The organism is Providencia rustigianii DSM 4541, assembly GCF_000156395.1.
Taxonomy (GTDB): Bacteria; Pseudomonadota; Gammaproteobacteria; order Enterobacterales; family Enterobacteriaceae; genus Providencia; species Providencia rustigianii.
Genome location: NZ_GG703817.1, coordinates 645,170 through 666,459, shown reverse-complemented (window position 1 = coordinate 666,459; position 21,290 = coordinate 645,170). Strand labels below are relative to the sequence as shown.

Sequence of the window (21,290 nt, the reverse complement as noted above, 5' to 3'; positions counted from 1 at the left end):
AAGCGCTTACAGGACGTGTACAGAAGAGGTATTAGTGGTTCCACTTTGTACTAATGCACCAGAGACCATGACAACGGCATCACCAGCAGCAGCTAAACCACTTTCAAGTGCTGCACGTTTACCTTCGCGATAGAAATCATCCGTTGATTCAAATGGTCCGACAATCATTGGAATAACACCTTTTACTAATAGTAACTGACGCGCAGTTTCTTCATTAGTTGTTAAGGCTAAAATCGGTGCAGTTGGAAAGTATTTACGTACAGATTTTGCTGATTTACCACCATAGGTTGCCACTACAATTAATGGTACATCCAGTTTTTCTGACATCTCAACAGCACCACGGCAAACAGCTTCAGTAACACGTAAGCGTTGAGTCGGCTTTTGAGTTTCGATGCGAGTAGGCATAACGCGATCAGTACGTTCGCAGATAGTGGCCATAATAGTAACTGCTTCGATAGGGTATTTACCTTTGGCACTTTCACCAGACAGCATAACCGCATCAGTACCATCTAAAATGGCGTTAGCAACGTCACCTGCTTCAGCGCGAGTAGGGCGTGGGTTTTTGATCATAGAATCCAGCATTTGGGTTGCAGTAATAACAACTTTACGTGCTTGAACACATTTCTCAATCATCATTTTTTGCGCGAAGATAACTTCTTCGACTGGAATTTCTACACCTAAGTCACCACGAGCAACCATGATACCGTCAGAGGCTTCAAGGATTTCGTCGAAGTTATTTAAACCTTCTTGGTTTTCAATTTTAGAGATGATTTGGATGTTTTCGCCACCATGTTTTTTCAGATGAGCGCGAATTTCTTCAACATCAGAACGTTTACGGATGAAAGATGCTGCAACAAAGTCAACACCTTGCTGACAACCGAATACTAAGTCTTCTTTATCTTTTTCTGCAAGAGCGGGTAAGCCAATAGAAACACCTGGTAAGTTAACACCTTTTTTCTCACCGAGGTCACCATTGTTGAGGACTTCACAGATCACTTCTGTCGCGGTGACATTGGTTACTTTCATACCAATTAAACCGTCATCAACTAATACGGTGTCGCCTACTTTCAAATCTTTGGTTAAACCAGGGTAGGTTACTGCGACTCTATCTTTGTTACCAATGACTGAAGTATCTGTTGTAAAGGCAAAGGTTTGTCCTGCGACTAGAGAAACGTCATTACCGCCTTCCAGTTTCATCGTACGGATTTCAGGACCTTTTGTATCCAGCAGGATAGCTGCTTGTTTACCTGTTTTTGCACATACAGAACGAAGGTTTTTGATACGTTGACCATGTTCTTCATAATCACCGTGGGAGAAGTTCAGACGCATGACGTTCATGCCAGCATCCAGTAATTGAGTTAATTTCTCTTCGGATTCGGTTTTTGGGCCGATGGTACAAACAATTTTGGTTTTTTTCATGGCAGTCTATCTAATGGTTATAAAGGAAATCGGTATTGCCGCCGATGCTTAATGCGCAAAATTAGTATGTTGCGCAACTCATTTATAAGAATAGGCGACAGTCTAGTGTTAAAAATCCAATTACACTTAAAACGTCTCTTTTTGACTCTGATTATAGTGTAGATGACATTTTATGATAAAGCTAACTTACTGATTTACGGCTGGTGAAACCTTTCAGCCTTTACGAGTATTATAGACAACATCAAACTGTGAGACAAATCAAATTTTTCAAAATTTAATGCAGAAGTAATTAAGATCAAATAACCGTGAGATTTTATAAATGAAAGATTGTTGCGCAACAAAATAAGGCAATTTTAAAGGACAATCAAGTCAAATATGATAATTGAAGAAACAAGATTAAGATGAAGTTAAATGGTGCGTCCGAGTAGACTCGAACTACCGACCCCCACCATGTCAAGGTGGTGCTCTAACCAACTGAGCTACGGACGCACTGGCGATAATGACGCGTTTACAGCTAATTATCGATTTGAATGGTGCGTCCGAGTAGACTCGAACTACCGACCCCCACCATGTCAAGGTGGTGCTCTAACCAACTGAGCTACGGACGCACTGAAAATGATTACGTGTTTACAGTTAATTACTGATTTAAATGGTGCGTCCGAGTAGACTCGAACTACCGACCCCCACCATGTCAAGGTGGTGCTCTAACCAACTGAGCTACGGACGCATATCAGTAAATACTGCTCTAACAACGGGGACGAATATTAACGTTCTGCCATCAATCTGGCAAGGGGAAAATGTAATTTTGCGATAGTTTGCTCGTATTTAAAACTATCTGAGCCAAAACACATCTCACCTTGCCAATAAATGATTAAATTTACGCCAATTAGCGAGTTGACTTGAGCAATATAACGCTATCTTGTTGACGATGGATCCACAATATTCGAGTTGCCATACCAATAGCTGATGCCGTTAACCCAATAATAAAGCCAATCCAAAAGCCTTTCGGTCCCATAGGCTCAGTAATTAAGTCTGTTAAAGCCAAGATATAGCCAGATGGTAGGCCTAAAATCCAATAAGCCGTAAAGGTAATAAAGAAGATCGAACGGGTATCTTTATATCCACGTAATACACCAGTACCAATAACTTGCACAGAATCTGATAGTTGATAAATCGCCGCATAGAGCATTAAGCTTGATGCCAAGACAACGACTTCTGGGTTCTTGTTATACATCATCGCGATGGGTTCGCGGAAAATGGTTGTCACAATGGCGGTTAAACACGCTAATGTTAGACCTACTGCCAGCGCGGTATAAGATGAGACTTTAGCGGCTTCCGTTGATTGGCGACCTAAGTTATAACCCACACGTATAGTCGCTGCGATCCCTAAAGAAAGTGGGAACATAAACATCACAGAGCTAAAGTTTAATGCAACCTGATGCCCTGCAACAGCAACCACACCTAGTGGGGCGACTAATAGCGCAACCACGGCAAATAGGGTAACTTCAAAAAAGAGTGCTAAACCAATTGGGGTTCCGAGGACAATAATCCGCTTTAAAATATTTGGATTTGGTGATGAAAATGTCTGTGTTGGGCGGATATCACGTTGATTATGCGCTCTTTTCACATACCATCTCATCATTATGCACATTGCCCAATAGACGGTAGCTGTAGCAACACCACAGCCTACGCCACCCAATGCAGGGGCACCAAAATGGCCATAGATAAAGATATAGTTAACAGGAATATTGACCATCAACCCCAAGAAACCAATGACCATTCCCGGTTTAGTTTTAGACAATCCTTCACATTGGCTACGATAAACCTGATAGAAAAGATAACCGGGAGCGCCCCACATAATCGCGTGAAGAAAGCGTACTGATTTTTCTGCTAATTCTGCATCAATATGCTGCATATTACCGATGATCAGCTTGCTATTATAAAGTAATAGCATGATTCCGATGCTTAAAATAAATGCGAGCCAAAGACCTTGTTGAACTTGGTCTCCAATTAAATTTCTGCGACCAGAACCATTCATTTGAGCAATGATTGGGGTTAAGGCCATTAAAATCCCTTGCCCAAGCAATATTGCAGGCAACCAAATAGAAAAACCAACCGCTACAGCAGACATCTCTATTTCACTAACACTTCCTGCCATAATTGTGTCCACAAAACCCATTGCGGTTTGTGAAAATTGGGCAAAAAAGATAGGAATTCCGAGAGCTAATAAGCTACGCGCTTCTGTAATGTATTTCTGCACGCATACACCTTTACAATAAAATGAATGATGAAACAAAAAGGAGGAATAAAACTTATGTTTGACTAAAAATCAGATAGTTAATGCTAACCTCTTATTCTATCTCTTTTAGGTAATCAATCCAATAAAGTTCTTGCCAATAAGAATAAAACAGCACATTCGTGTACAGATTGTTTAATTGTTTTGTATATACAGCATAAATAGTACCACTCAAATAAGATAGATCTCTGAAAATTCTTAGGTAAACTGAGTCCATAAATCCACTGCACTGAGAGTTATTATGTTTACAGGCATTGTTCAGGGTACCGCCCCAATTATTGAAGTCACAGAAAGAGCAAACTTTCGCACTCATGTTATGAAACTCACGCCTGAATTATTAGTCGGTTTAGAAACAGGCGCTTCGGTGGCTCATAACGGTTGTTGTTTAACTGTCACTAAAATTGAAGGTGAAAAAGTTAGCTTTGATTTAATCAAAGAAACATTACGCCTAACCAATTTAGGTGAGTTAAAGGAAGGGGATGTTGTTAATATTGAGCGCGCTGCTAAATATGGTGATGAAATAGGTGGGCATGTTGTTTCTGGGCATATTGTCACCACCGCAGAAATCAGTAAGATTTTCACCTCTGAAGATAACCATCAAATTTGGCTATCTATCTATGATAAGTCCCTCATGAAATATATTTTGCACAAAGGCTTTGTGGCAATCGATGGGATTAGTTTAACGGTAGGTGACGTGATTAATAACCGTTTTTGTGTTCATTTGATCCCTGAGACATTAGCAAGAACAACATTAGGTAAAAAGCGTTTGGGTGATAAAGTCAATATTGAGATTGACCCACAAACTCAGGCAATCGTTGATACGGTAGAGCGTGTATTACATCAAAAAGAACAAGATAAATTGTTGCAACAAGAACAAACACAGGAACTATCGGCTCAACAGGAATAGCGATTTAGGATTTAAGTCATTGGTGAGGCTATAGCTTAAGTTTAAGCCATAGCCTATAAAATCATCAATTATTGAAAGTTGTGAGCTATAATTTCTCACTGAAATTAACCGAAAATATTGCGTTGTCGCGTTCAATTGCATCGACGAGTCGTTTAAAGTGAACGCTGTTTTGGTACATTTCTAAGTCTTGCCGGCTTTCCCACTCTTCAAAAACAATATAGCCATTTTCTTTTGCCATAAGGTCATATTGCAAACATCCTTTTTCCCGACGGCTATGCTTCGCTATATCCCGAACGATCTTTTTAGTCAGATACCCATCTGTTTTTTCTGTAGTAATTTGGGCATATACAACAATACTCATACCGTTCTCCTTTTGTATTAAGAACTATCTTAATGGAGACTTTGTTTTTGTATTGTAAAAAAGCGAATAGTTTGATTTCAAAAACGCCGTCGGCGTCATAGTAAAGTATCGTTTAAAATCGCGATAAAAGTGGGATTGATCATAATAGCCTGTTTCAAACCAGCGATAGGTATCTTGTTCTTTTACCATGGTTTTTAATACATGTTCAAGACGGCAATTGATCTGGTAACGTTTTGGTGTGATACCAAATTCTTTTAGAAACTCTTTTTGTATCAAACGAGCACTATAGCCAGTGTCATTTGCTATTTCCGTTATTTTTTTCTCTGGATTACGGTATAGCGTATTGAGAACCTGATCAATAAAGTGAGTTTTCTTTGTCGCTTTATTTGCGTAGAAATAATCGTGTAATTCTTTAAAGGAATAGTTAGCCAATGATTTAAACCAATTATCGTTCCAAATATGGCTCAGTGGCATAGGAGTATCTGTAAAGTTTAAGGTTCGTAGAGGAAGTAAAAAGCGTAATGCATCATGACGAATACGTAAGACCATAACCGTGGCATTGTTAGGAATTGCAGTAAAAATATTAATTCTTGGAATGATGAGTTGATATGGATTTATAGATGTATGGGCGTCAGTGGACATGCTGATATTGGTCGAAGAAATCCATATTTCCGCACCAGTGCCTGGAAATATTTTAATAGGAGATGTGAACTTCTTGATGATTAAAATTGAGCTCACAAACTCTTTTAATTCATCTGGTGGGTAATACTGTTTTAGCATGGCTCTCAAAAACTCATCATTGAATGATTTTATGATAGCCTGTTTTGAATATAAAATTAACCCTATAAATTATTCGTAACTAATTGAAGATAAAAAAGCCACATCGCTTATTGAAGTGTGATGTGGCTAAGTCGTGGCTAGTTGAAATAATTAGGAATTATGTTGGTACTCAGCACGCTTTACCTCATTATTCGACTTTACGGCACAACGTTGCATCCAATAACCAATAATCATCGGAATAATAGTAAACGCCATAACGCCAGTTGTTGCGAGTAATGGGTTGAAAGCAAGAGCAGAGACAAGCAAGCTAGCTAAGAAGCACAAACCGAGTTGCAGTGCATTCTGTAAAGCGGCCGCTTTGCCACTGGCGGTTGGGAATGCATTCAGTGCTTTCGAAACCGCAATGGGATAGGAGGCTCCATTCATCGCTGCCATAAAGCAGAATGGAATTAGAATTAAGGTTAATGTTGGTTGGCTATACAGTGCCATGATAAACAGTATGGACATACTAATAGCATAACCAATTAATAATAATGGGAATAACAGCTCAGCTCGCACTTTTATCAAAACAAAGCGGCAGCCGTATCCACCGACAATAAATGCCAGAGTTTGCGGGATGTAGCTTAAGCCGATGTCAGCAGGGTTAAAGCCCATATCACGTAAGATAAATGGTGAGCCAGTTAACCATGCAAAAAAACCTGCGCTACAAGAAGCATAAATCAGCACGTTTCCACTAAAGATACGGGAACTCATTAATTTTGAAAAAGAAATTTTATCTGATGGAGATTTTTCTTCTAAAACTGTTTTTGGCGTGATTTTCTTTAAAAATAAAGTCGGCAGAAGCAACAGAACGCCAACCATCATAAGAACAACAAAAATAAACTCCCAATCTTTATGCTCTAATACCCAAGCACCCAATAGTGGCGCTAAAGCCGGAGACAGAGCAACAAGAGGCATAATTGAAGCAAAGACTTTTTGAGTATCTGCTTCATCATAGCGATCAATAACTAATGCTTGCCAGAGTACTGCAGCCGAACATACACCGACAGCCTGTAAAAAGCGCAGTATTAACAATTGAGTTGCATCTGTAACCCACAACATTCCGAGGCAACTAATAATAAATAGTGATAATCCAGCGATCAGAATTGGCTTACGACCTAATTTATCTGAAAGGGGCCCCCACAGTAGTTGAGCAAAAGCAAAACCAGCTAAAAAAATACTGAGTGAAGCGCTGATAGCACCTTCAGTTGTATTCAGGGAGGTTTGCATAGCACCAAAGGCAGGCAGATACATATCGATGGCCAAAAAACCTAGCATGCTTAACCCTGCAAGGTAAATCAGAAAACCGGAAGAGTTTTTTGTCGCAGTATTGGTCATAGTATTTTACTTAATTAATATTTGAAATAATGTTAACGATTATCTTATTGTATAGGCTGTTTTTTTACATTGTGAAACGGTAATATTTGGACTCTGTTATCAAATATTTTGAAAGGAACGCGTATGTGGTCAGCGCATGCACTTGAAGTAATTGATGCTGTTGCTCGAACGGGAAGTTTTAGCGGTGCCGCCGAAGAGCTGCATCGTGTGCCTTCTGCAATCAGTTATACTGTAAAGCAAATTGAGGAGTGGCTTGCTGTACCTCTATTTGAACGACGCCATCGTGATGTTGTGCTCACTGAAGCGGGTGTTATTTTTATCAAGGAAGGACGATCAGTTATCAAAAAAATGACTGATACCCGCCATATGTGTCAGCAAGTGGCAAATGGCTGGCGTGGGCAATTTAGTATTGCTGTGGATTGTATTGTTAAACCACAGCGAACAGAGCAATTGATCTTGGATTTTTATCGACATTTTCCTGACATCGAATTATTTATTCACCCTGAGGTTTTTAATGGGGTATGGGATGCCTTAGCTGATGGGCGTGTAGATGTGGCTATCGGTGCTACACGCGCGTCTCCAATTGGTGAGCGTTACAGTTTTCGTGATATGGGATTTATGTCTTGGCGCTGTGTTGCTAGTCCTGATCATCCGTTAGCTCAAATTGAAAACAAGCTTTCTGATGACCAAATGCGTCAATATCCTAGCTTATGTTTAGAGGATACATCACGCAGTTTACCTAAAAGAGATACATGGGCACTGGATAACCAGCGACGCTTAGTGGTGCCATACTGGGAGAGTGGATTAACTTGTTTGATGAATGGTCTTTGCGTTGGAATGGTACCGGAACACCGTGCAGCACCATTATGTGAACAAGGGAAGTTGGTGGAGTTAAAGCTATCACAACCATTTCCATCGAGCCCTTGTTGTTTAACTTGGGTAGAGAATAATCCTTCTCCAGCGTTGAGTTGGTTACTGGATTATCTTGGCGATAGTGAAACCCTCAACGCTGAATGGTTATCGTCCTGAATAAGGCATCCTTATCGACGATAATCAATAAATGGACCATCCGCGACAGAGCGACGCTCAACTAAGCGAGGATGAACTTCAATCGTCTGTGCATCTTCGCGTTTATTAACAATACGGTCGAGCAACATCGTAAATGCCATCTGACCTAAACGTTCTTTAGGTTGATGGATGGTAGTCAATGCAGGGGTAAAATAACGAGCATTACGCACATTATCATAACCAATAATGGAAATATCTTGTGGGACGCGCAAGCCCATTTCATCAGCAGCGCAGATGGCTCCCATCGCCATAATATCCCCACCACAGAAGACGGCAGTAGGGCGATGCTTATTACTTAAAATTTGCATCATGGCTTTATAGCCGGATTCTGGTTCGAAATCCCCTTGAACGATCCATTCATCTCTTAGGGTAACCTTGGCTTCTTCCATGGCCTTTTTAAAGCCAGTAAGCCGCCCTATACCTGTGTTTCTTTCAAGGGAGCCAGGGATCACTCCAATGTCACGATGACCTCGATCAATTAAGTAACGCCCAGCAAGATAACCACCATGGAAAGAGTTATCAATAATACTATCTGTAAAGTCGCCTCGAGATGTACCCCAATCCATTACGACCATGGGGATATTGCGATAGTCTTCCAGCATACTGATAAGAGTGTCAGGGTATTCGGAACACATCACCAATAAGCCATCAACACGCTTTTGCGCTAACATTTGCAGATAGGCTTTTTGTTTACCTAAGTTACTATGGGAGTTACATAAAATTAGGGTATAGCCTTTTTCATAGCAACTATTTTCTACCGACTCAATAACTTCAGCAAAATAGGGCGCTTCACTTGATGTTGCCAGTAAGCCAATAGACTTTGTATGGTTGACTTTTAAACTACGGGCAACCGCACTTGGTGAATAATTAAGCTCTTTGATGGCAGCCCAAACGGCTGTCTTTGTATCATCAGCGACAAAACGCGTCTTGTTGATAACATGGGAGACGGTTGTGGTGGAGACGCCAGCACGCTTCGCCACATCTTTAATCGTTGCCATGGGAAGAAAAAACTCCTGACCAGACTTGGTCTCTAAAAGAATTCTAGTTAAATAATTACCTGCATATTGATGCATTGACCCTTTACAAGCAATAATTTAGCGATTTGTTATCGATTTTGTCTGATCTAGCGCAAAAACGAAAGAAATAATTGATGTTATAACATGTGACATAAGCACTGGTTTTGCATTTTTGTGGATGTATACTAAATTAACCGTTGTATTGGCATGGTTAATATTACTTCAACTTCTTTACTTTAAATGAGAGGAACTCATGGATACAGATTTTAAATATGGATTAATGGCGGCAATGGGCTCTTTAGTTGTAATTATTCTTTTTGCCGTACATATTTTTTGATTTCTTTTTTCACCACCATTGAAGGTGAAAAACAATTAAGGGCGAGTATGATACTCGCCCTTAATCATTTTAGATCTGAACTACAATTAAGCCAGATTTTCTTCAACAAATTTCCAGTTAACCAGCGCCCAGAAGTTTTCTAAGTATTTTGGACGTGCGTTACGGTAGTCGATATAGTAAGCATGTTCCCAGATATCAACAGTCAAAATAGGTTTATCATCACCAGAAATTGGTGTTGCTGCGTTAGATGTATTAACGATAGCTAGACTACCATCAGCTTTTTTAACTAACCAAGTCCAACCTGCGCCAAAATTTTTAATAGCAGCATCTGTGAATTGCTCTTTGAACTGAGCAAAAGAACCGAATGCTTTATTGATAGCTTCTGCAACTTTGCCAGTAGGTTCGCCACCTGCATTAGGGGCTAAGCAGTGCCAATAAAAAGTGTGGTTCCAAACTTGAGCGGCGTTATTGAATACACCAGCCTCAGAAGTTTTAATGATTTCTTCTAAAGACAAACCTTCAAATTTAGTCCCTTTGATTAGGTTGTTCAGGTTAACAACATAAGTATTATGGTGTTTACCGTAATGATATTCTAAGGTCTCTGCAGAGATATGAGGTTCTAAAGCATCTTTAGCATACGGTAGAGCTGGTAATTCAAAAGACATTGCGTACTCCTTGATTGCTTTTATTCAATATTTAGGGTGTTTGCTCGTAAAATGAGCTGAAATTGTTCTTACTTCTATTATTACAGCTAAAACGTTAACGTCGTATTATGCTGTTTGATATATCATTTAATTATCATCATAGGATACAACTTTTAATAATAAAAAGCCTATCCCATGATGCTATTAATGACTAAGTTTTTGTTGGGTATATTCAAGTTTTACCTCGGCAACCTCTCCACTTTTAGCTTTTATTGAGTATGGAAAAGCATTCAGTGTTATTAATTTGCTAATATATTAACAAACAACAACCATAATTACACTGTAAAAACAGCGCAGTAAAATAGACATTTGTAAAATAGAACCAATGTACGCAGCTTTTCACCTTTTGAGTGAAGCAAGTAGGAGTGCTATAGTAATCACCTTACAAAACTGGCATATTGTATGAAACTATCACTGAGCTGTTTACGATGTTTTAACAGTGTCGAGAAGTCATTCCAGTTGATGAGTTCGGTATATAAAGAGGCGGGTAATACTGCTAATTGACTACAAAATCAGCACCCATGCTTTAGGAATTAGAAATGACAACAATTGAAAAAATTGAGCGCCAAGTTAAAGAAAATCCAATTTTATTATATATGAAAGGCTCGCCAAAGCTGCCAAGCTGTGGCTTTTCTGCTCAAGCAGTGCAAGCTCTATCTTCTTGTGGTGAGCGTTTTGCTTACGTTGATATTTTACAGAATCCAGATATCCGTGCAGAATTACCAAAATACGCCAACTGGCCAACATTCCCACAACTATGGGTCGATGGTGAATTAGTTGGTGGATGCGATATTATTGTTGAGATGTTCCAGCGTGGCGAGTTACAAACGCTAATTAAGGAAACTGCGGATAAATATCGTTCGGCGGATGACGCGGTCTCTGAATAGTTTACTGCTGTTGTAATTTGTTAAAGTTACATCAAGTAATAAAAACCGTATTAGTATTTTAAAGTCTAATACGGTTTTTTTATGTAGTTACTTACACTATTCGGATTCTGCGGGGAGGGGCCAACCACCGAGCTTCTTCCATTTATTCACGAGTTCGCAGAACAGGAGCGCAGTTCGATTGGTATCATATAATGCGCCATGAGCTTGTTTTCCATCAAAAGGAATTCCTGCGGTAACACAGGCTTTAGCCAAAATAGTTTGCCCAAAAACTAAGCCACTTAATGCGGCTGTATCGAAAGTGGCAAAAGGGTGGAAAGGATTACGTTTTAAGCCAGAACGCTCTGCTGCATTCATCACAAAGCTATGGTCAAAATTAGCGTTATGGGCCACCATTATGGCTCGATTACAGTCAGTATTTTTCATCCCTTTGCGGATCGTTTTAAATATGGCATGCAAAGCATCATATTCACTGACTGCACCGCGTAATGGATTTGTTGGGTCAATACCCGTGAATGCAAGCGCTGCAGGCTCTAGGTTAGCGCCCTCAAAAGGCTCCACATGAAAATGTAAAGTCTCATCAATAGATAACCAACCTTCATTATCCATTTTCAAAGTAATTGCCGCTATTTCTAATAGACCGTCCGTTTTAGGATTAAAGCCACCAGTTTCAACATCAATAACGACAGGGTAGTAACCTCGGAAGCGATTTACCAGTGAGTTAGGATTATTTTTTTCAGACATTTGACTTTCAGTTTACGGTTTCTGGTTGGCTTTTATTATGCCAAAGGGAATATATTTTTGTCGCTAAATACAATAGAAAATTTAGGTGGACATGAAAGCCACCTAAATTTTAAACAATTGAGTTGATTAGTGACCTAACCCTTTACTTGCACTTTTATTTTCAATTAATTCAATTTTATACCCATCAGGGTCTTCCACAAAGGCAATCACAGTAGAGCCACCTTTTACTGGGCCTGCTTCTCGAGTAATTTTTCCACCAGCTTGGCGAATATCATTACAGGTCTTTGCAACATCGTCTACACCGAGTGCAATATGCCCATAAGCATTACCCATTTCGTATTCAGTAACACCCCAGTTATAAGTTAGTTCAATCACTGCACCTTCGCTTTCATCGCTATAACCCACAAAAGCGAGAGAGTATTTATATTCAGGATTTTCACTCGTACGTAATAGACGCATACCCAAAACGTCGGTATAAAAATCAATGGAACGTTGCATATCAGTCACACGTAACATGGTATGAAGTAAGCGCATAAAATTCTCCCTATAAATTTTCACATCATAATGCCGAATCGATTTATCTATTAATATAACGTGGGTATATTGCTAAATACAGCGATTACAGTTTATTTTTTATTCAATTAATGGTTATATTCATTTTTTGGGAGTATATCATATATTTATGACTTTGATTGCGGGGAGGGATTAACTATGGCAGAACAACTTGAATTTTTTGAGATTCCTAGCCCTTGTCGCGGGATATGTCAAACCAATGAGCAGGGTTATTGCCGAGGTTGCTATAGGACTCGGGATGAAAGATTTGGATGGTTACAATTGACTAATGCTCAAAAACGTCATGTGGTTCGTTTATGCCGTCAACGGTTACTAAGAGCAAATAGTAAAAAAGTGATACAAGAAGAAATAATTGATCTGCAACAGTCACTTTTCTAATTTATTACGGTATGTAATTATTTTTATCTATATGCTTTAATATTAATAATTCAATCAATCGATTGTTGAAAAGATTCATATTAAATTATATTAGATTAAACTTATTTCGTAAGTTATCTTTCAATTAAATTTTATTTATAAAAATTAGTGATGGTATTATTCTGAACCCCTTGTAAAAAACATAACTTTAAGAATAACTATATTCTTTTGTTTTTAAACAATTTATTTGCTATTGCTTTTTTTATTGTTAGTTGTAATTACTATAAGGGTTAAAATAGATAGATTTGAAAGCAGAGTAAGGCTATTCTTATTAATAAGATAATTGATAGGTTATCTTATTAAGAAATTGAATTGTTTTTTTATAAAAATATGATTAATAATCAGGTTTGATGTCACCAAATAAGTCATTGATTATCACTATATATAGGTATTTGATAGGTAAATGGTCAATAAAATGTTGTCAATATAAAAGGAAATTAATATATAATTTAAAAAATAATATGTGTTTGGTATATTTTTTAGTCATTATAATTATATAAAGGAGGGTAAATTGGAATCTCAAATCGGAACTGAATTATCTCGTGTAGTTCGTATGTGGCGGGCATTAATTGATCATCGTCTAAAGCCGCTTAAATTAACGCAAACTCACTGGGTAACGTTGCATAATATTAGTCAGCTACCACCGGAGCAATCGCAAATTCAGTTGGCAAAAGCTATTGGTATCGAGCAGCCATCTTTGGTTAGAACCCTAGACCAACTCGAAGAAAAACGCTTAATTTCACGTCATATTTGTGCCAATGATAGGAGAGCGAAAAGAATTAAACTGACAGAGGAATCAGAGCCTTTTATCAAAACGGTCGATCAAGTGATTAATAATACGCGTACTGAAATTTTAAGCAATATTAGTCATGATGAGCTCAGTCAATTATCCCTGCTTCTATTAAGGTTGGAGAAAAACATTCTGAGACTACAGAGTGATTCTTAAAAGTAAATGGAACTTAATCTGAATGATATATTTTATTGTGATTTACGATAATTATTTAAAATAAAATTATTTCTTTATCATGGTACTGTTTTCATATGTGTACATATCTATTGGTTCAGTTCGTTTTTATCCATGCGATTTGTAAAATGAAGATGATTTTTATTTTATTATTCACATAGTCACACTGGGAAAATATATGATTAAAATCAGATATCACAAAATTTATTGCTGTACAGGTATACATAAAAATATATTTTTGATATTAATCTCGATGTTTAATTGATTTTATTAAAATGATTTAAAAATTAATTAATTTGAGTTTGGTTGTGTAGATTATAAAAATAATGTTCACCGACAATGAGGTCGGTGAACATATATAATCGTTAGATTAGCGAGGGGATACAGTGACAGAGTTACCGCTGTTTGCAATCATTACACGCTGACCGACGCGGAAAGCGTTAGGGTCTTGTTTCTGAACGACAACAATATTTTTACCACTGTCTAAACGAATCTCTAACTGTACGCCTTGGCTTTTATTTAAAGCCCCTTGAGCTTGCTGACCAGCTAAACCACCTGCAATTGCACCAGCCGCTGTTGCTAAACTTTTACCTGTACCACCGCCAACAGTATTACCTAATAAACCACCGAGTACAGCACCACCAATAGCTCCAATGACATTAGCATCTTCGCCTGCTTGAATAGTAACAGGGCGAGCATTGAGAATTGTACCATAAGTGACAGTCTGAACCTGTTTCGCATCCTGAGCTGAAATAGTATCACCAGAAAGCGTACTGGTATTGACACAGCCTGATAACATAGCAACTGCAACAACACCTACAAAAACTTTCTTAAGCATAATGACTCCTATGAGATTTGCTGTCTGTGGCACTAACATAGCATCGTATATTTGTTTTCACCATAAGCACAACAACATCAAAAAATTGTATTAGACACCGAGATTTAGACTACTAATTCTGAATTAAATAGTTTGTAAACACTAGGTGAAATTTCTCAAATTTATTCTAAAACCCTAATTAAAGGCATTCTTTGTCAAATACTCATAGCAACAGTGCATTTTTTGAATATCACTTCTAGACAATTGCTAAATTAGGATTATCAATATCTATAGTTAACAGCAACCAATAACTACTATCTTTAGGTTTAGCAGATAATTATAGATTGAACCATTATAAATCAAATTAAAATTAGGGGGATAGAAAAACGATGAACTGTTGTTATTTTGTTCAATACGGTGATTTAATTTATCAATTATTTATTAAACCTGCGAAGCGGTACGAGAAACTGAATCGATCAGTTGACAAATAGCGTTATCAAAGCACAATCTTTCATGGCTTACTTCACTCAAAACGGGATCTCTGAAGGGATAATAAGATGATTAAATCGGGTCGCTACATCGGTGTTATGTCAGGAACCAGTTTAGACGGAGTTGATGTTGTCTTGGCTGCTATTAATGATAAATTTGTTGCAGAGCAGTCTAGTCTAAATGCTTCATTTCCCATTGAGTTGAAAAAAAGAATTTTAAACATCTGTCAGGGACAAGAAACGACACTATCTGAAATTGGGCAGATTGACCGAGAACTTGGCACTTTATATGCTGACGCTATTAATCAGTTACTCGAACAAACAGGGTTGTCTCCTGAGGATATTATAGCCATAGGTTGCCACGGGCAAACGGTATGGCATGAACCCGATAGCGATACACCATTTACGATGCAAATTGGGGATAATAATCGGATTGCCGCACTGACGGGGATCACCACTGTCGGGGATTTTCGTCGTAGAGATATGGCATATGGTGGGCAAGGTGCTCCGCTTGTTCCTGCTTTTCATCTTGCTGTACTTGGGCATCCAACTGAAAAACGAATTGTGCTCAATATTGGTGGAATTGCCAACATTACAACATTATTTCCTGGCGCCCATATCAAAGGATATGATACTGGTCCAGGCAATATGCTAATGGATACTTGGGTATGGCGTAATCAACAGCAAGCTTATGACAAAGATGGCGAATGGGCTGAAAGCGGAAAGGTAAATCAAGCATTATTAAATGACATGCTTAATGACCATTATTTTAAACGAGCAGCGCCGAAAAGTACGGGGCGTGAATATTTCAATATGCAGTGGCTAGAACAGCACTTAGCACATTATCCTCTCTTGGCACCTCAAGATATTCAAGCAACTCTCTGTGAGTTAACTGCTGCATCTATCGCCGATCAAGTCACTCTATGTGGCGGTTGCGAGCGCTTAATTGTTTGTGGTGGAGGTGCTCTAAATAAATTTTTAATGTCGCGTTTAGCGGCACTACTTCCCGGTATTGAAGTCGCTGCGAGTGATAAATTTGGGCTTAGTGGTGATGATATGGAAGCGTTGGCTTTTGCATGGTTAGCCGCCCGTACAATCGCCGGATTACCGGGAAATCTAGCTTCAGTTACAGGGGCTAATCGAGATACGGTACTTGGTGCAATTTATCCAACTAATATTGATAAAAACAACCGTTTTAAAGGATAGAAGAATGAATGAGCTCGATGAAGTAGATCTTGCCGCAGTTCGTCGTGAATACACAAAAGGCGGTTTAAGACGTAAAGATTTAACCACAGACCCAATTTCATTATTTGAACGTTGGTTAAAACAGGCTTGTGAAGCACGTTTAAGCGATCCAACTGCCATGTGTGTAGCAACGGTTGATGAAACAGGGCAACCTTATCAACGGATCGTCCTATTAAAGCATTTTGATGAGAAGGGGTTGGTGTTTTATACCAATCTGGGAAGTCGCAAAGCACAACATTTAGAACATAATAATAAAATCAGTTTGCACTTTCCATGGTACCAATTAGAACGACAAGTTCATTTTACGGGGGTTGCTGAGCGTTTAAGCCCAATCGAAGTTTTGAAGTACTTCCATAGTCGCCCTAAAGATAGCCAGATTGCAGCTTGGGCATCACAGCAATCATCAAGAATATCCGCCCGCGGGATACTTGAAGGGAAGTTTCTTGAATTAAAACAAAAATTCCAAAATGGTGAAGTGCCATTACCGAGTTTTTGGGGGGGCTATCGGGTCGTGTTTAACAGTGTCGAATTTTGGCAAGGTGGCGCTCATCGCTTACATGACCGCTTTTTATACCAAAGGGAAGGGGATGCTTGGGTTATTGACAGATTGGCTCCCTAATAAATAGTTTTTTAGCTGGCACTTAATTGATATGCGCTTTATGCTATAGCCGCACTTAAGAAAATTGACAAATAACACTGACGGACTTTTGAGCAGAGCCTAGCTCCGCCAGTTTTTTATACTAAAACAGATAGACAAAATTCAACCGATGGAGTCATTGATGTCTAGCAATAACCTGATTAAACAATTGCAAGAGCGGGGCCTCGTTGCCCAGGTAACGGATGAGGATGCGTTAGCAGAGAGACTGGCGCAAGGCCCTATCTCTCTCTATTGTGGCTTCGACCCTACCGCAGATAGCTTGCACTTGGGACATCTGGTTCCTTTGCTGTGTTTAAAACGATTCCAACTAGCCGGGCATAAGCCTGTGGCGTTGGTAGGTGGCGCAACGGGCCTGATTGGCGATCCGAGTTTTAAAGCTACTGAACGTAAATTGAACACCGCAGAAACCGTTCAAGAGTGGGTAGAAAAAATCCGTAACCAAGTTTCGCCATTCCTAAGCTTTGATTGTGGCGATAATAGCGCACGCCTAGCTAACAACTACGATTGGTTTGGTAAAATGGACGTTCTGACATTCTTACGTGACATTGGTAAACACTTCTCTGTGAACCAAATGATCAACCGTGAGTCTGTTAAACAGCGCTTGAATCGTGATGATGTCGGTATCTCTTTCACTGAATTTGCTTATAACTTATTACAAGGTTATGACTTTGCGAACATGAATAAAGAGATGGGAGTTGAATTACAAATTGGTGGTTCAGACCAATGGGGTAATATTACTTCTGGTATCGATTTAACTCGTCGCTTACATCAAAACCAAGTCTTCGGTTTGACTGTTCCACTGATCACGAAAGCGGATGGAACTAAATTTGGTAAGACAGAGGGTGGTGCTGTTTGGTTGGATCCAAAGAAAACCAGCCAATATAAATTCTACCAATTCTGGATCAATACAGCTGATGCGGATGTTTATCGTTTCCTAAAATTCTTTACTTTCATGGAATTAAGCGAAATTAACGCACTGGAAGAAGAAGATAAAAATAGTGGTAAAGCGCCACGAGCTCAGTATGTATTAGCAGAGCAAGTGACCAAATTGGTTCACGGTGAAGCGGGATTAGCGGCAGCAAAACGTATTACAGAGAGTTTATTCTCAGGTGCAGTTTCTGATTTAACAGAAGCTGACTTAGAGCAATTAGCTCAGGATGGTATGCCAAATATCACATTAGAAGTAGGCGCTGACCTTCAGCAAGCTTTAGTGGATTCAGAATTGGCACCTTCTCGCGGTCAAGCAAGAACTGCAATCAGCTCGAACGCAGTATCAATTAACGGTCAAAAACAAACGGAACCAATGTATGTGTTTACTGATGCGGACCGTTTATTTGGTCGTTTTACGCTTATCCGCCGCGGTAAGAAAAATGACTGCTTAATCAACTGGAAATAGCTCTGACTAACCTTTGTCATATCAAGCCCAGAAATATTCTGGGCTATTTATAATAACAAATGGCTAATCACTGATTTCTCTTCATTCGACATAACAATTCTCTGGGTTTCCAATGAAAAGCGTATTATCAATACAATCCCATGTTGTTTTCGGCCATGCAGGAAACAGTGCCGCCGCATTTCCTATGTGCCGGATGGGCGTAGATGTGTGGCCACTTAATACAGTGCAGTTCTCTAACCATACACAATATCCTCAATGGACTGGAACCGTCTTTCCTGCTCAACATCTTACCGATATTGTAGCGGGTCTAGCCAAAATCCATAAATTAGAAATTTGTGATGCTGTTTTAAGCGGTTACATTGGCTCAGCGGAGCAGGGAAAGGATATTCTATCCATTGTGCAGAGTGTTAAGTCTGCAAACCCCAAAGCAATTTATTTTTGCGACCCTGTGATGGGACATCCTGAAAAAGGATGTATCGTTGCGCCCGGAGTTGCGGAGTTTTTATGCCAACAAGCGCTTGCTGCGAGTGATGTTATTGCACCGAATTTATTAGAATTAGAGACGTTATCCGGTGAAAAAATTACGACTGTTGAGCAAGCGGTACAAGCTGCACGTAAACTTTGCCATCAAGGTCCAAAGACTGTATTAGTAAAACATTTAAGCCGTGCTGGCTACCGAGCAGATCGTTTCGAAATGATTTTAGTGACGGCAAAACACAGTTGGCATGTCAGTCGTCCGCTGGTGGATTTTGGCGAAAAACAACCTGTTGGCGTCGGTGATTTAACCAGTGGCCTGATGTTAGTTAATATCTTGAAAGGTGAGCCGCTAGATAAAGGTCTAGAGCATGTGGCAGCTGCAGTGTATGAGGTAATGCTGAAAACCAAAGAGATGGGTGAGTATGAATTACAGTTAGTGGCCGCACAAGATAAAATGGTTAATCCAGAACATAAGTTCTGTACAACTCAGCTAGATTAATTTACGCCCTTTCTAAAGAAAACAGCGCCTGATAAATGCGCGCTGTTTTTCAATTAACTCAATTTGATTAATTCTTCAATAACCCTTCAGCGGCTAACGCTTCTTGTACTTTCGGGCGCTTAGCAATTTTCTCACAATAGTCTTTCAGGTGAGTTAATGAACTTAAATCCAGACCAACAAAATTAGCCCAATTTGTGACAGTAAATAAGTAGGCATCCGCTACACAAAAATCACTTTTATTCACAAAGTAAGGTTGATTTTTTAGAATACTATCAACGTATTGGAATTTTTTAAGTAACATTGCACGAACGGTTTCTTTGTACTCTTCTGGTGTACCCGGTGCAAATAACGGTGTGAAGTTCTTATGCAATTCGGTTGAAATAAAGTTGAGGGCTTCTAACTGGTGATAACGCTTCATAGAGCCAGGGAGTGCAATAAGGTTTCTGTTTGGATTTTGATCTGCGATATATTGCACGATCACAGCACCTTCGGTTAATTGCTCTCCATCGTCTAAAACAAGCGTTGGTACCTGACCTTTAGGGTTTATTGCTAAGAAGTTTTCACCAGTCTCGGTAGTTTTCTCTTTAATGTTAACGCGGACAATACTGAAATCTAATCCAGTTTCACGCAAAATAATATGTGGAGAAAGGGAGCAAGCACCGGGAGCGTAATACAATTTCATCATAAAACTCCTAAGTCATAGAGTGATTATTTACTGTTTAATTAAGTATACACCAGATTCAAAATTTGAATTGCTAAAGGATGCGGCATTGATCTCAATATCTAAAATCATTTTAAAATTCATAAAACTAACGAAGAAAGTGTAGAAAAAAGAATTTTTATCTATATGAATATAAAGAGCCTGAAAATAAGATTGTTACCCGATTGGTTTATCGTTTTAATTTGCTAGAATTTGCGACTTATATTGAGCTAATAAGCTCAAAACTTTCGATCCCAAAACTGAGCGACTAGAATGAGCATTCTCTGCCAAAAAATAAATTTATTAGGAAAACTTGATGAGATCCTAATGGCACATAAGCCGAGCAATAGCACTGGGATAAAACGTTTTATTTTGGAGTTTTGGTTTTTTGGTATTATTAATGCACGTTCATGCTTGTTTGCAGGGTTCTTTTTCTTAGCCTTATTTCTCGTCCCTGCTAAGGGTATTGTAGGTATCCCACGTTATGATGTATTGCTAATATTTGCAGTATCATTTCAGGCTTTATTGGTCTGGAGTAAATTGGAAACGTGGGATGAGCTCAAGGCCATTTGTATATTCCATCTGGTCGGTTTTATGATGGAACTATTTAAAACATCGGCCACCATTGGTTCATGGCAATATCCTGATGAGGCATACACTAAATTATGGGGTGTTCCCCTGTTTACCGGATTTATGTATGCCGCTGTTGGGAGCTATATCATTCAGTCATGGCGTTTTTTTAAAGTACGAATCGAGCATTATCCACCTTATTGGATGGCGACATTAGTGGCATTAGCCATCTATGTAAACTTCTTTAGCCACCATTATATTGATGATTATCGATGGTATTTAACGGCATTTATTTTGGGGTTATATGCCCGTACTGTGGTGTTTTATACCCCATTAGATAAAGAGCGAAAAATGCCATTATTGTGCGCATTTATGTTAATTGGATTTTTTATTTGGCTCGCAGAAAATTTTGGGACTTTTTTTGGGGTATGGCAATATCCCAATCAAATTGGTGCTTGGTCAATGGTGCACGCTGGAAAGTGGGGTGCTTGGTCACTGTTAGTGATTGTGACTTTTACGATAGTCGTCCATTTAAAACATATCAAAAGTTGCGTATCTATTGCTCGATAAATAGACGGTTTAGGTGGTATGCC

21 protein-coding genes and 3 tRNA genes are annotated in these 21,290 nt (G+C 39.0%); 10 read left to right on the top strand and 14 right to left on the bottom strand.

The features are described 5' to 3' along the window. Nucleotides 1–6 precede the first annotated feature (6 nt). From pykF to PROVRUST_RS03190, 5 genes are all read right to left on the bottom strand, one after another. A complete protein-coding gene (gene pykF, locus PROVRUST_RS03210) occupies nucleotides 7–1,419 on the bottom strand; it encodes a pyruvate kinase PykF (protein WP_006813258.1) in 1,413 nt (470 codons plus the stop codon). A gap of 412 nt (nucleotides 1,420–1,831) precedes the next feature. Next, nucleotides 1,832–1,908 (bottom strand) — tRNA-Val (locus PROVRUST_RS03205). A gap of 42 nt (nucleotides 1,909–1,950) precedes the next feature. Then, nucleotides 1,951–2,027 (bottom strand) — tRNA-Val (locus PROVRUST_RS03200). Nucleotides 2,028–2,069: 42 nt separating this feature from the next. After that, nucleotides 2,070–2,146 (bottom strand) — tRNA-Val (locus tag PROVRUST_RS03195). 159 nt (nucleotides 2,147–2,305) lie between these two features. Further along, entirely contained in the window at nucleotides 2,306–3,679 is a 1,374-nt protein-coding gene (locus tag PROVRUST_RS03190; RefSeq protein ID WP_006813257.1) for an MATE family efflux transporter, read from the bottom strand. A 277-nt stretch (nucleotides 3,680–3,956) separates the two neighbouring features. On the opposite strand from PROVRUST_RS03190, the gene PROVRUST_RS03185 reads away from it, so the two are divergent. After that, the gene (locus PROVRUST_RS03185; protein WP_006813256.1) at nucleotides 3,957–4,622 is read left to right on the top strand and encodes a riboflavin synthase; all 666 of its coding nucleotides are present in this window, start codon (nucleotides 3,957–3,959) and stop codon (nucleotides 4,620–4,622) included. A gap of 85 nt (nucleotides 4,623–4,707) precedes the next feature. On the opposite strand, the gene PROVRUST_RS03180 is transcribed toward PROVRUST_RS03185, so the two are convergent. From PROVRUST_RS03180 to punC, 3 genes are all read right to left on the bottom strand, one after another. After that, nucleotides 4,708–4,983 (bottom strand): putative quinol monooxygenase, encoded by a 276-nt coding sequence (locus PROVRUST_RS03180; protein WP_006813254.1) that lies wholly within the window; start codon nucleotides 4,981–4,983, stop codon nucleotides 4,708–4,710. A 24-nt stretch (nucleotides 4,984–5,007) separates the two neighbouring features. Then, complete coding sequence (locus tag PROVRUST_RS03175) at nucleotides 5,008–5,763, bottom strand: helix-turn-helix domain-containing protein (protein ID WP_006813253.1); 756 nt, start codon at nucleotides 5,761–5,763, stop codon at nucleotides 5,008–5,010. Between the two features lie 150 nt (nucleotides 5,764–5,913). After that, complete coding sequence (punC, locus tag PROVRUST_RS03170; RefSeq protein WP_006813252.1) at nucleotides 5,914–7,140, bottom strand: purine nucleoside transporter PunC; 1,227 nt, start codon at nucleotides 7,138–7,140, stop codon at nucleotides 5,914–5,916. Nucleotides 7,141–7,263: 123 nt separating this feature from the next. Between punC and punR the strand changes: the two genes are divergently transcribed. Then, on the top strand, nucleotides 7,264–8,169 hold the full coding sequence (punR, locus tag PROVRUST_RS03165; RefSeq protein ID WP_006813251.1) for a DNA-binding transcriptional activator PunR: 906 nt from the start codon (nucleotides 7,264–7,266) through the stop codon (nucleotides 8,167–8,169). A gap of 11 nt (nucleotides 8,170–8,180) precedes the next feature. Here the strand turns inward: punR and purR are convergent, their stop codons facing one another. Both purR and sodB read right to left on the bottom strand, forming a co-directional pair. Beyond that, entirely contained in the window at nucleotides 8,181–9,206 is a 1,026-nt protein-coding gene (purR, locus tag PROVRUST_RS03160; RefSeq protein ID WP_039854157.1) for an HTH-type transcriptional repressor PurR, read from the bottom strand. A gap of 441 nt (nucleotides 9,207–9,647) precedes the next feature. Then, entirely contained in the window at nucleotides 9,648–10,226 is a 579-nt protein-coding gene (sodB, locus tag PROVRUST_RS03155) for a superoxide dismutase [Fe] (RefSeq protein WP_006813249.1), read from the bottom strand. Nucleotides 10,227–10,804: 578 nt separating this feature from the next. Here sodB and PROVRUST_RS03150 point away from each other — a divergent pair. After that, a complete protein-coding gene (locus PROVRUST_RS03150) occupies nucleotides 10,805–11,152 on the top strand; it encodes a Grx4 family monothiol glutaredoxin (RefSeq protein ID WP_006813248.1) in 348 nt (115 codons plus the stop codon). 96 nt (nucleotides 11,153–11,248) lie between these two features. On the opposite strand, the gene rnt is transcribed toward PROVRUST_RS03150, so the two are convergent. Together rnt and gloA are read right to left on the bottom strand one after the other, a co-directional pair. Next, on the bottom strand, nucleotides 11,249–11,893 hold the full coding sequence (gene rnt / locus PROVRUST_RS03145; RefSeq protein WP_006813247.1) for a ribonuclease T: 645 nt from the start codon (nucleotides 11,891–11,893) through the stop codon (nucleotides 11,249–11,251). 126 nt (nucleotides 11,894–12,019) lie between these two features. Further along, a complete protein-coding gene (gene gloA, locus PROVRUST_RS03140) occupies nucleotides 12,020–12,427 on the bottom strand; it encodes a lactoylglutathione lyase (RefSeq protein WP_039854154.1) in 408 nt (135 codons plus the stop codon). 177 nt (nucleotides 12,428–12,604) lie between these two features. Between gloA and PROVRUST_RS03135 the strand changes: the two genes are divergently transcribed. Beyond that, nucleotides 12,605–12,844: a DUF1289 domain-containing protein gene (locus PROVRUST_RS03135; protein WP_039854151.1), complete on the top strand. Its 240-nt coding sequence runs from the start codon at nucleotides 12,605–12,607 to the stop codon at nucleotides 12,842–12,844. A gap of 550 nt (nucleotides 12,845–13,394) precedes the next feature. Continuing rightward, nucleotides 13,395–13,829: a transcriptional regulator SlyA gene (slyA, locus tag PROVRUST_RS03130; protein WP_039854149.1), complete on the top strand. Its 435-nt coding sequence runs from the start codon at nucleotides 13,395–13,397 to the stop codon at nucleotides 13,827–13,829. A gap of 388 nt (nucleotides 13,830–14,217) precedes the next feature. Here slyA and PROVRUST_RS03125 read toward each other — a convergent pair whose 3' ends face one another. Further along, nucleotides 14,218–14,685, bottom strand: coding sequence for an outer membrane lipoprotein (locus PROVRUST_RS03125; RefSeq protein WP_039854148.1), 468 nt, complete (start codon nucleotides 14,683–14,685; stop codon nucleotides 14,218–14,220). 536 nt (nucleotides 14,686–15,221) lie between these two features. Between PROVRUST_RS03125 and anmK the strand changes: the two genes are divergently transcribed. From anmK to pdxY, 4 genes are all read left to right on the top strand, one after another. Further along, entirely contained in the window at nucleotides 15,222–16,358 is a 1,137-nt protein-coding gene (gene anmK, locus PROVRUST_RS03120; protein WP_006813242.1) for an anhydro-N-acetylmuramic acid kinase, read from the top strand. A gap of 4 nt (nucleotides 16,359–16,362) precedes the next feature. Continuing rightward, on the top strand, nucleotides 16,363–17,016 hold the full coding sequence (gene pdxH, locus PROVRUST_RS03115) for a pyridoxamine 5'-phosphate oxidase (RefSeq protein ID WP_006813241.1): 654 nt from the start codon (nucleotides 16,363–16,365) through the stop codon (nucleotides 17,014–17,016). A gap of 160 nt (nucleotides 17,017–17,176) precedes the next feature. Further along, nucleotides 17,177–18,451: a tyrosine--tRNA ligase gene (gene tyrS, locus PROVRUST_RS03110; RefSeq protein WP_039854143.1), complete on the top strand. Its 1,275-nt coding sequence runs from the start codon at nucleotides 17,177–17,179 to the stop codon at nucleotides 18,449–18,451. Nucleotides 18,452–18,563: 112 nt separating this feature from the next. Then, nucleotides 18,564–19,427, top strand: coding sequence for a pyridoxal kinase PdxY (pdxY, locus tag PROVRUST_RS03105; RefSeq protein WP_006813239.1), 864 nt, complete (start codon nucleotides 18,564–18,566; stop codon nucleotides 19,425–19,427). Between the two features lie 67 nt (nucleotides 19,428–19,494). Here the strand turns inward: pdxY and gstA are convergent, their stop codons facing one another. Continuing rightward, the gene (gene gstA, locus PROVRUST_RS03100) at nucleotides 19,495–20,109 is read right to left on the bottom strand and encodes a glutathione transferase GstA (protein ID WP_039854139.1); all 615 of its coding nucleotides are present in this window, start codon (nucleotides 20,107–20,109) and stop codon (nucleotides 19,495–19,497) included. A 291-nt stretch (nucleotides 20,110–20,400) separates the two neighbouring features. On the opposite strand from gstA, the gene PROVRUST_RS03095 reads away from it, so the two are divergent. Beyond that, nucleotides 20,401–21,267: a DUF817 domain-containing protein gene (locus PROVRUST_RS03095; protein WP_006813237.1), complete on the top strand. Its 867-nt coding sequence runs from the start codon at nucleotides 20,401–20,403 to the stop codon at nucleotides 21,265–21,267. Nucleotides 21,268–21,290: the final 23 nt, after the last annotated feature.

Excerpts from the sequence above, each read along its gene's own strand:
- gloA (WP_039854154.1), bottom strand. The coding sequence starts at position 12,427 with ATGCGCTTACTTCATACCATGTTACGTGTGACTGATATGCAACGTTCC.
- anmK (WP_006813242.1), top strand. The coding sequence starts at position 15,222 with ATGATTAAATCGGGTCGCTACATCGGTGTTATGTCAGGAACCAGTTTA.
- tyrS (WP_039854143.1), top strand. The coding sequence starts at position 17,177 with ATGTCTAGCAATAACCTGATTAAACAATTGCAAGAGCGGGGCCTCGTT.
- PROVRUST_RS03180 (WP_006813254.1), bottom strand. The coding sequence starts at position 4,983 with ATGAGTATTGTTGTATATGCCCAAATTACTACAGAAAAAACAGATGGG.
- sodB (WP_006813249.1), bottom strand. The coding sequence starts at position 10,226 with ATGTCTTTTGAATTACCAGCTCTACCGTATGCTAAAGATGCTTTAGAA.
- PROVRUST_RS03150 (WP_006813248.1), top strand. The coding sequence starts at position 10,805 with ATGACAACAATTGAAAAAATTGAGCGCCAAGTTAAAGAAAATCCAATT.
- pykF (WP_006813258.1), bottom strand. The coding sequence starts at position 1,419 with ATGAAAAAAACCAAAATTGTTTGTACCATCGGCCCAAAAACCGAATCC.
- punR (WP_006813251.1), top strand. The coding sequence starts at position 7,264 with ATGTGGTCAGCGCATGCACTTGAAGTAATTGATGCTGTTGCTCGAACG.
- purR (WP_039854157.1), bottom strand. The coding sequence starts at position 9,206 with ATGGCAACGATTAAAGATGTGGCGAAGCGTGCTGGCGTCTCCACCACA.
- rnt (WP_006813247.1), bottom strand. The coding sequence starts at position 11,893 with ATGTCTGAAAAAAATAATCCTAACTCACTGGTAAATCGCTTCCGAGGT.
- PROVRUST_RS03095 (WP_006813237.1), top strand. The coding sequence starts at position 20,401 with ATGAGCATTCTCTGCCAAAAAATAAATTTATTAGGAAAACTTGATGAG.
- punC (WP_006813252.1), bottom strand. The coding sequence starts at position 7,140 with ATGACCAATACTGCGACAAAAAACTCTTCCGGTTTTCTGATTTACCTT.
- pdxY (WP_006813239.1), top strand. The coding sequence starts at position 18,564 with ATGAAAAGCGTATTATCAATACAATCCCATGTTGTTTTCGGCCATGCA.
- PROVRUST_RS03135 (WP_039854151.1), top strand. The coding sequence starts at position 12,605 with ATGGCAGAACAACTTGAATTTTTTGAGATTCCTAGCCCTTGTCGCGGG.
- PROVRUST_RS03125 (WP_039854148.1), bottom strand. The coding sequence starts at position 14,685 with ATGCTTAAGAAAGTTTTTGTAGGTGTTGTTGCAGTTGCTATGTTATCA.
- PROVRUST_RS03185 (WP_006813256.1), top strand. The coding sequence starts at position 3,957 with ATGTTTACAGGCATTGTTCAGGGTACCGCCCCAATTATTGAAGTCACA.
- pdxH (WP_006813241.1), top strand. The coding sequence starts at position 16,363 with ATGAATGAGCTCGATGAAGTAGATCTTGCCGCAGTTCGTCGTGAATAC.
- PROVRUST_RS03175 (WP_006813253.1), bottom strand. The coding sequence starts at position 5,763 with ATGCTAAAACAGTATTACCCACCAGATGAATTAAAAGAGTTTGTGAGC.
- gstA (WP_039854139.1), bottom strand. The coding sequence starts at position 20,109 with ATGAAATTGTATTACGCTCCCGGTGCTTGCTCCCTTTCTCCACATATT.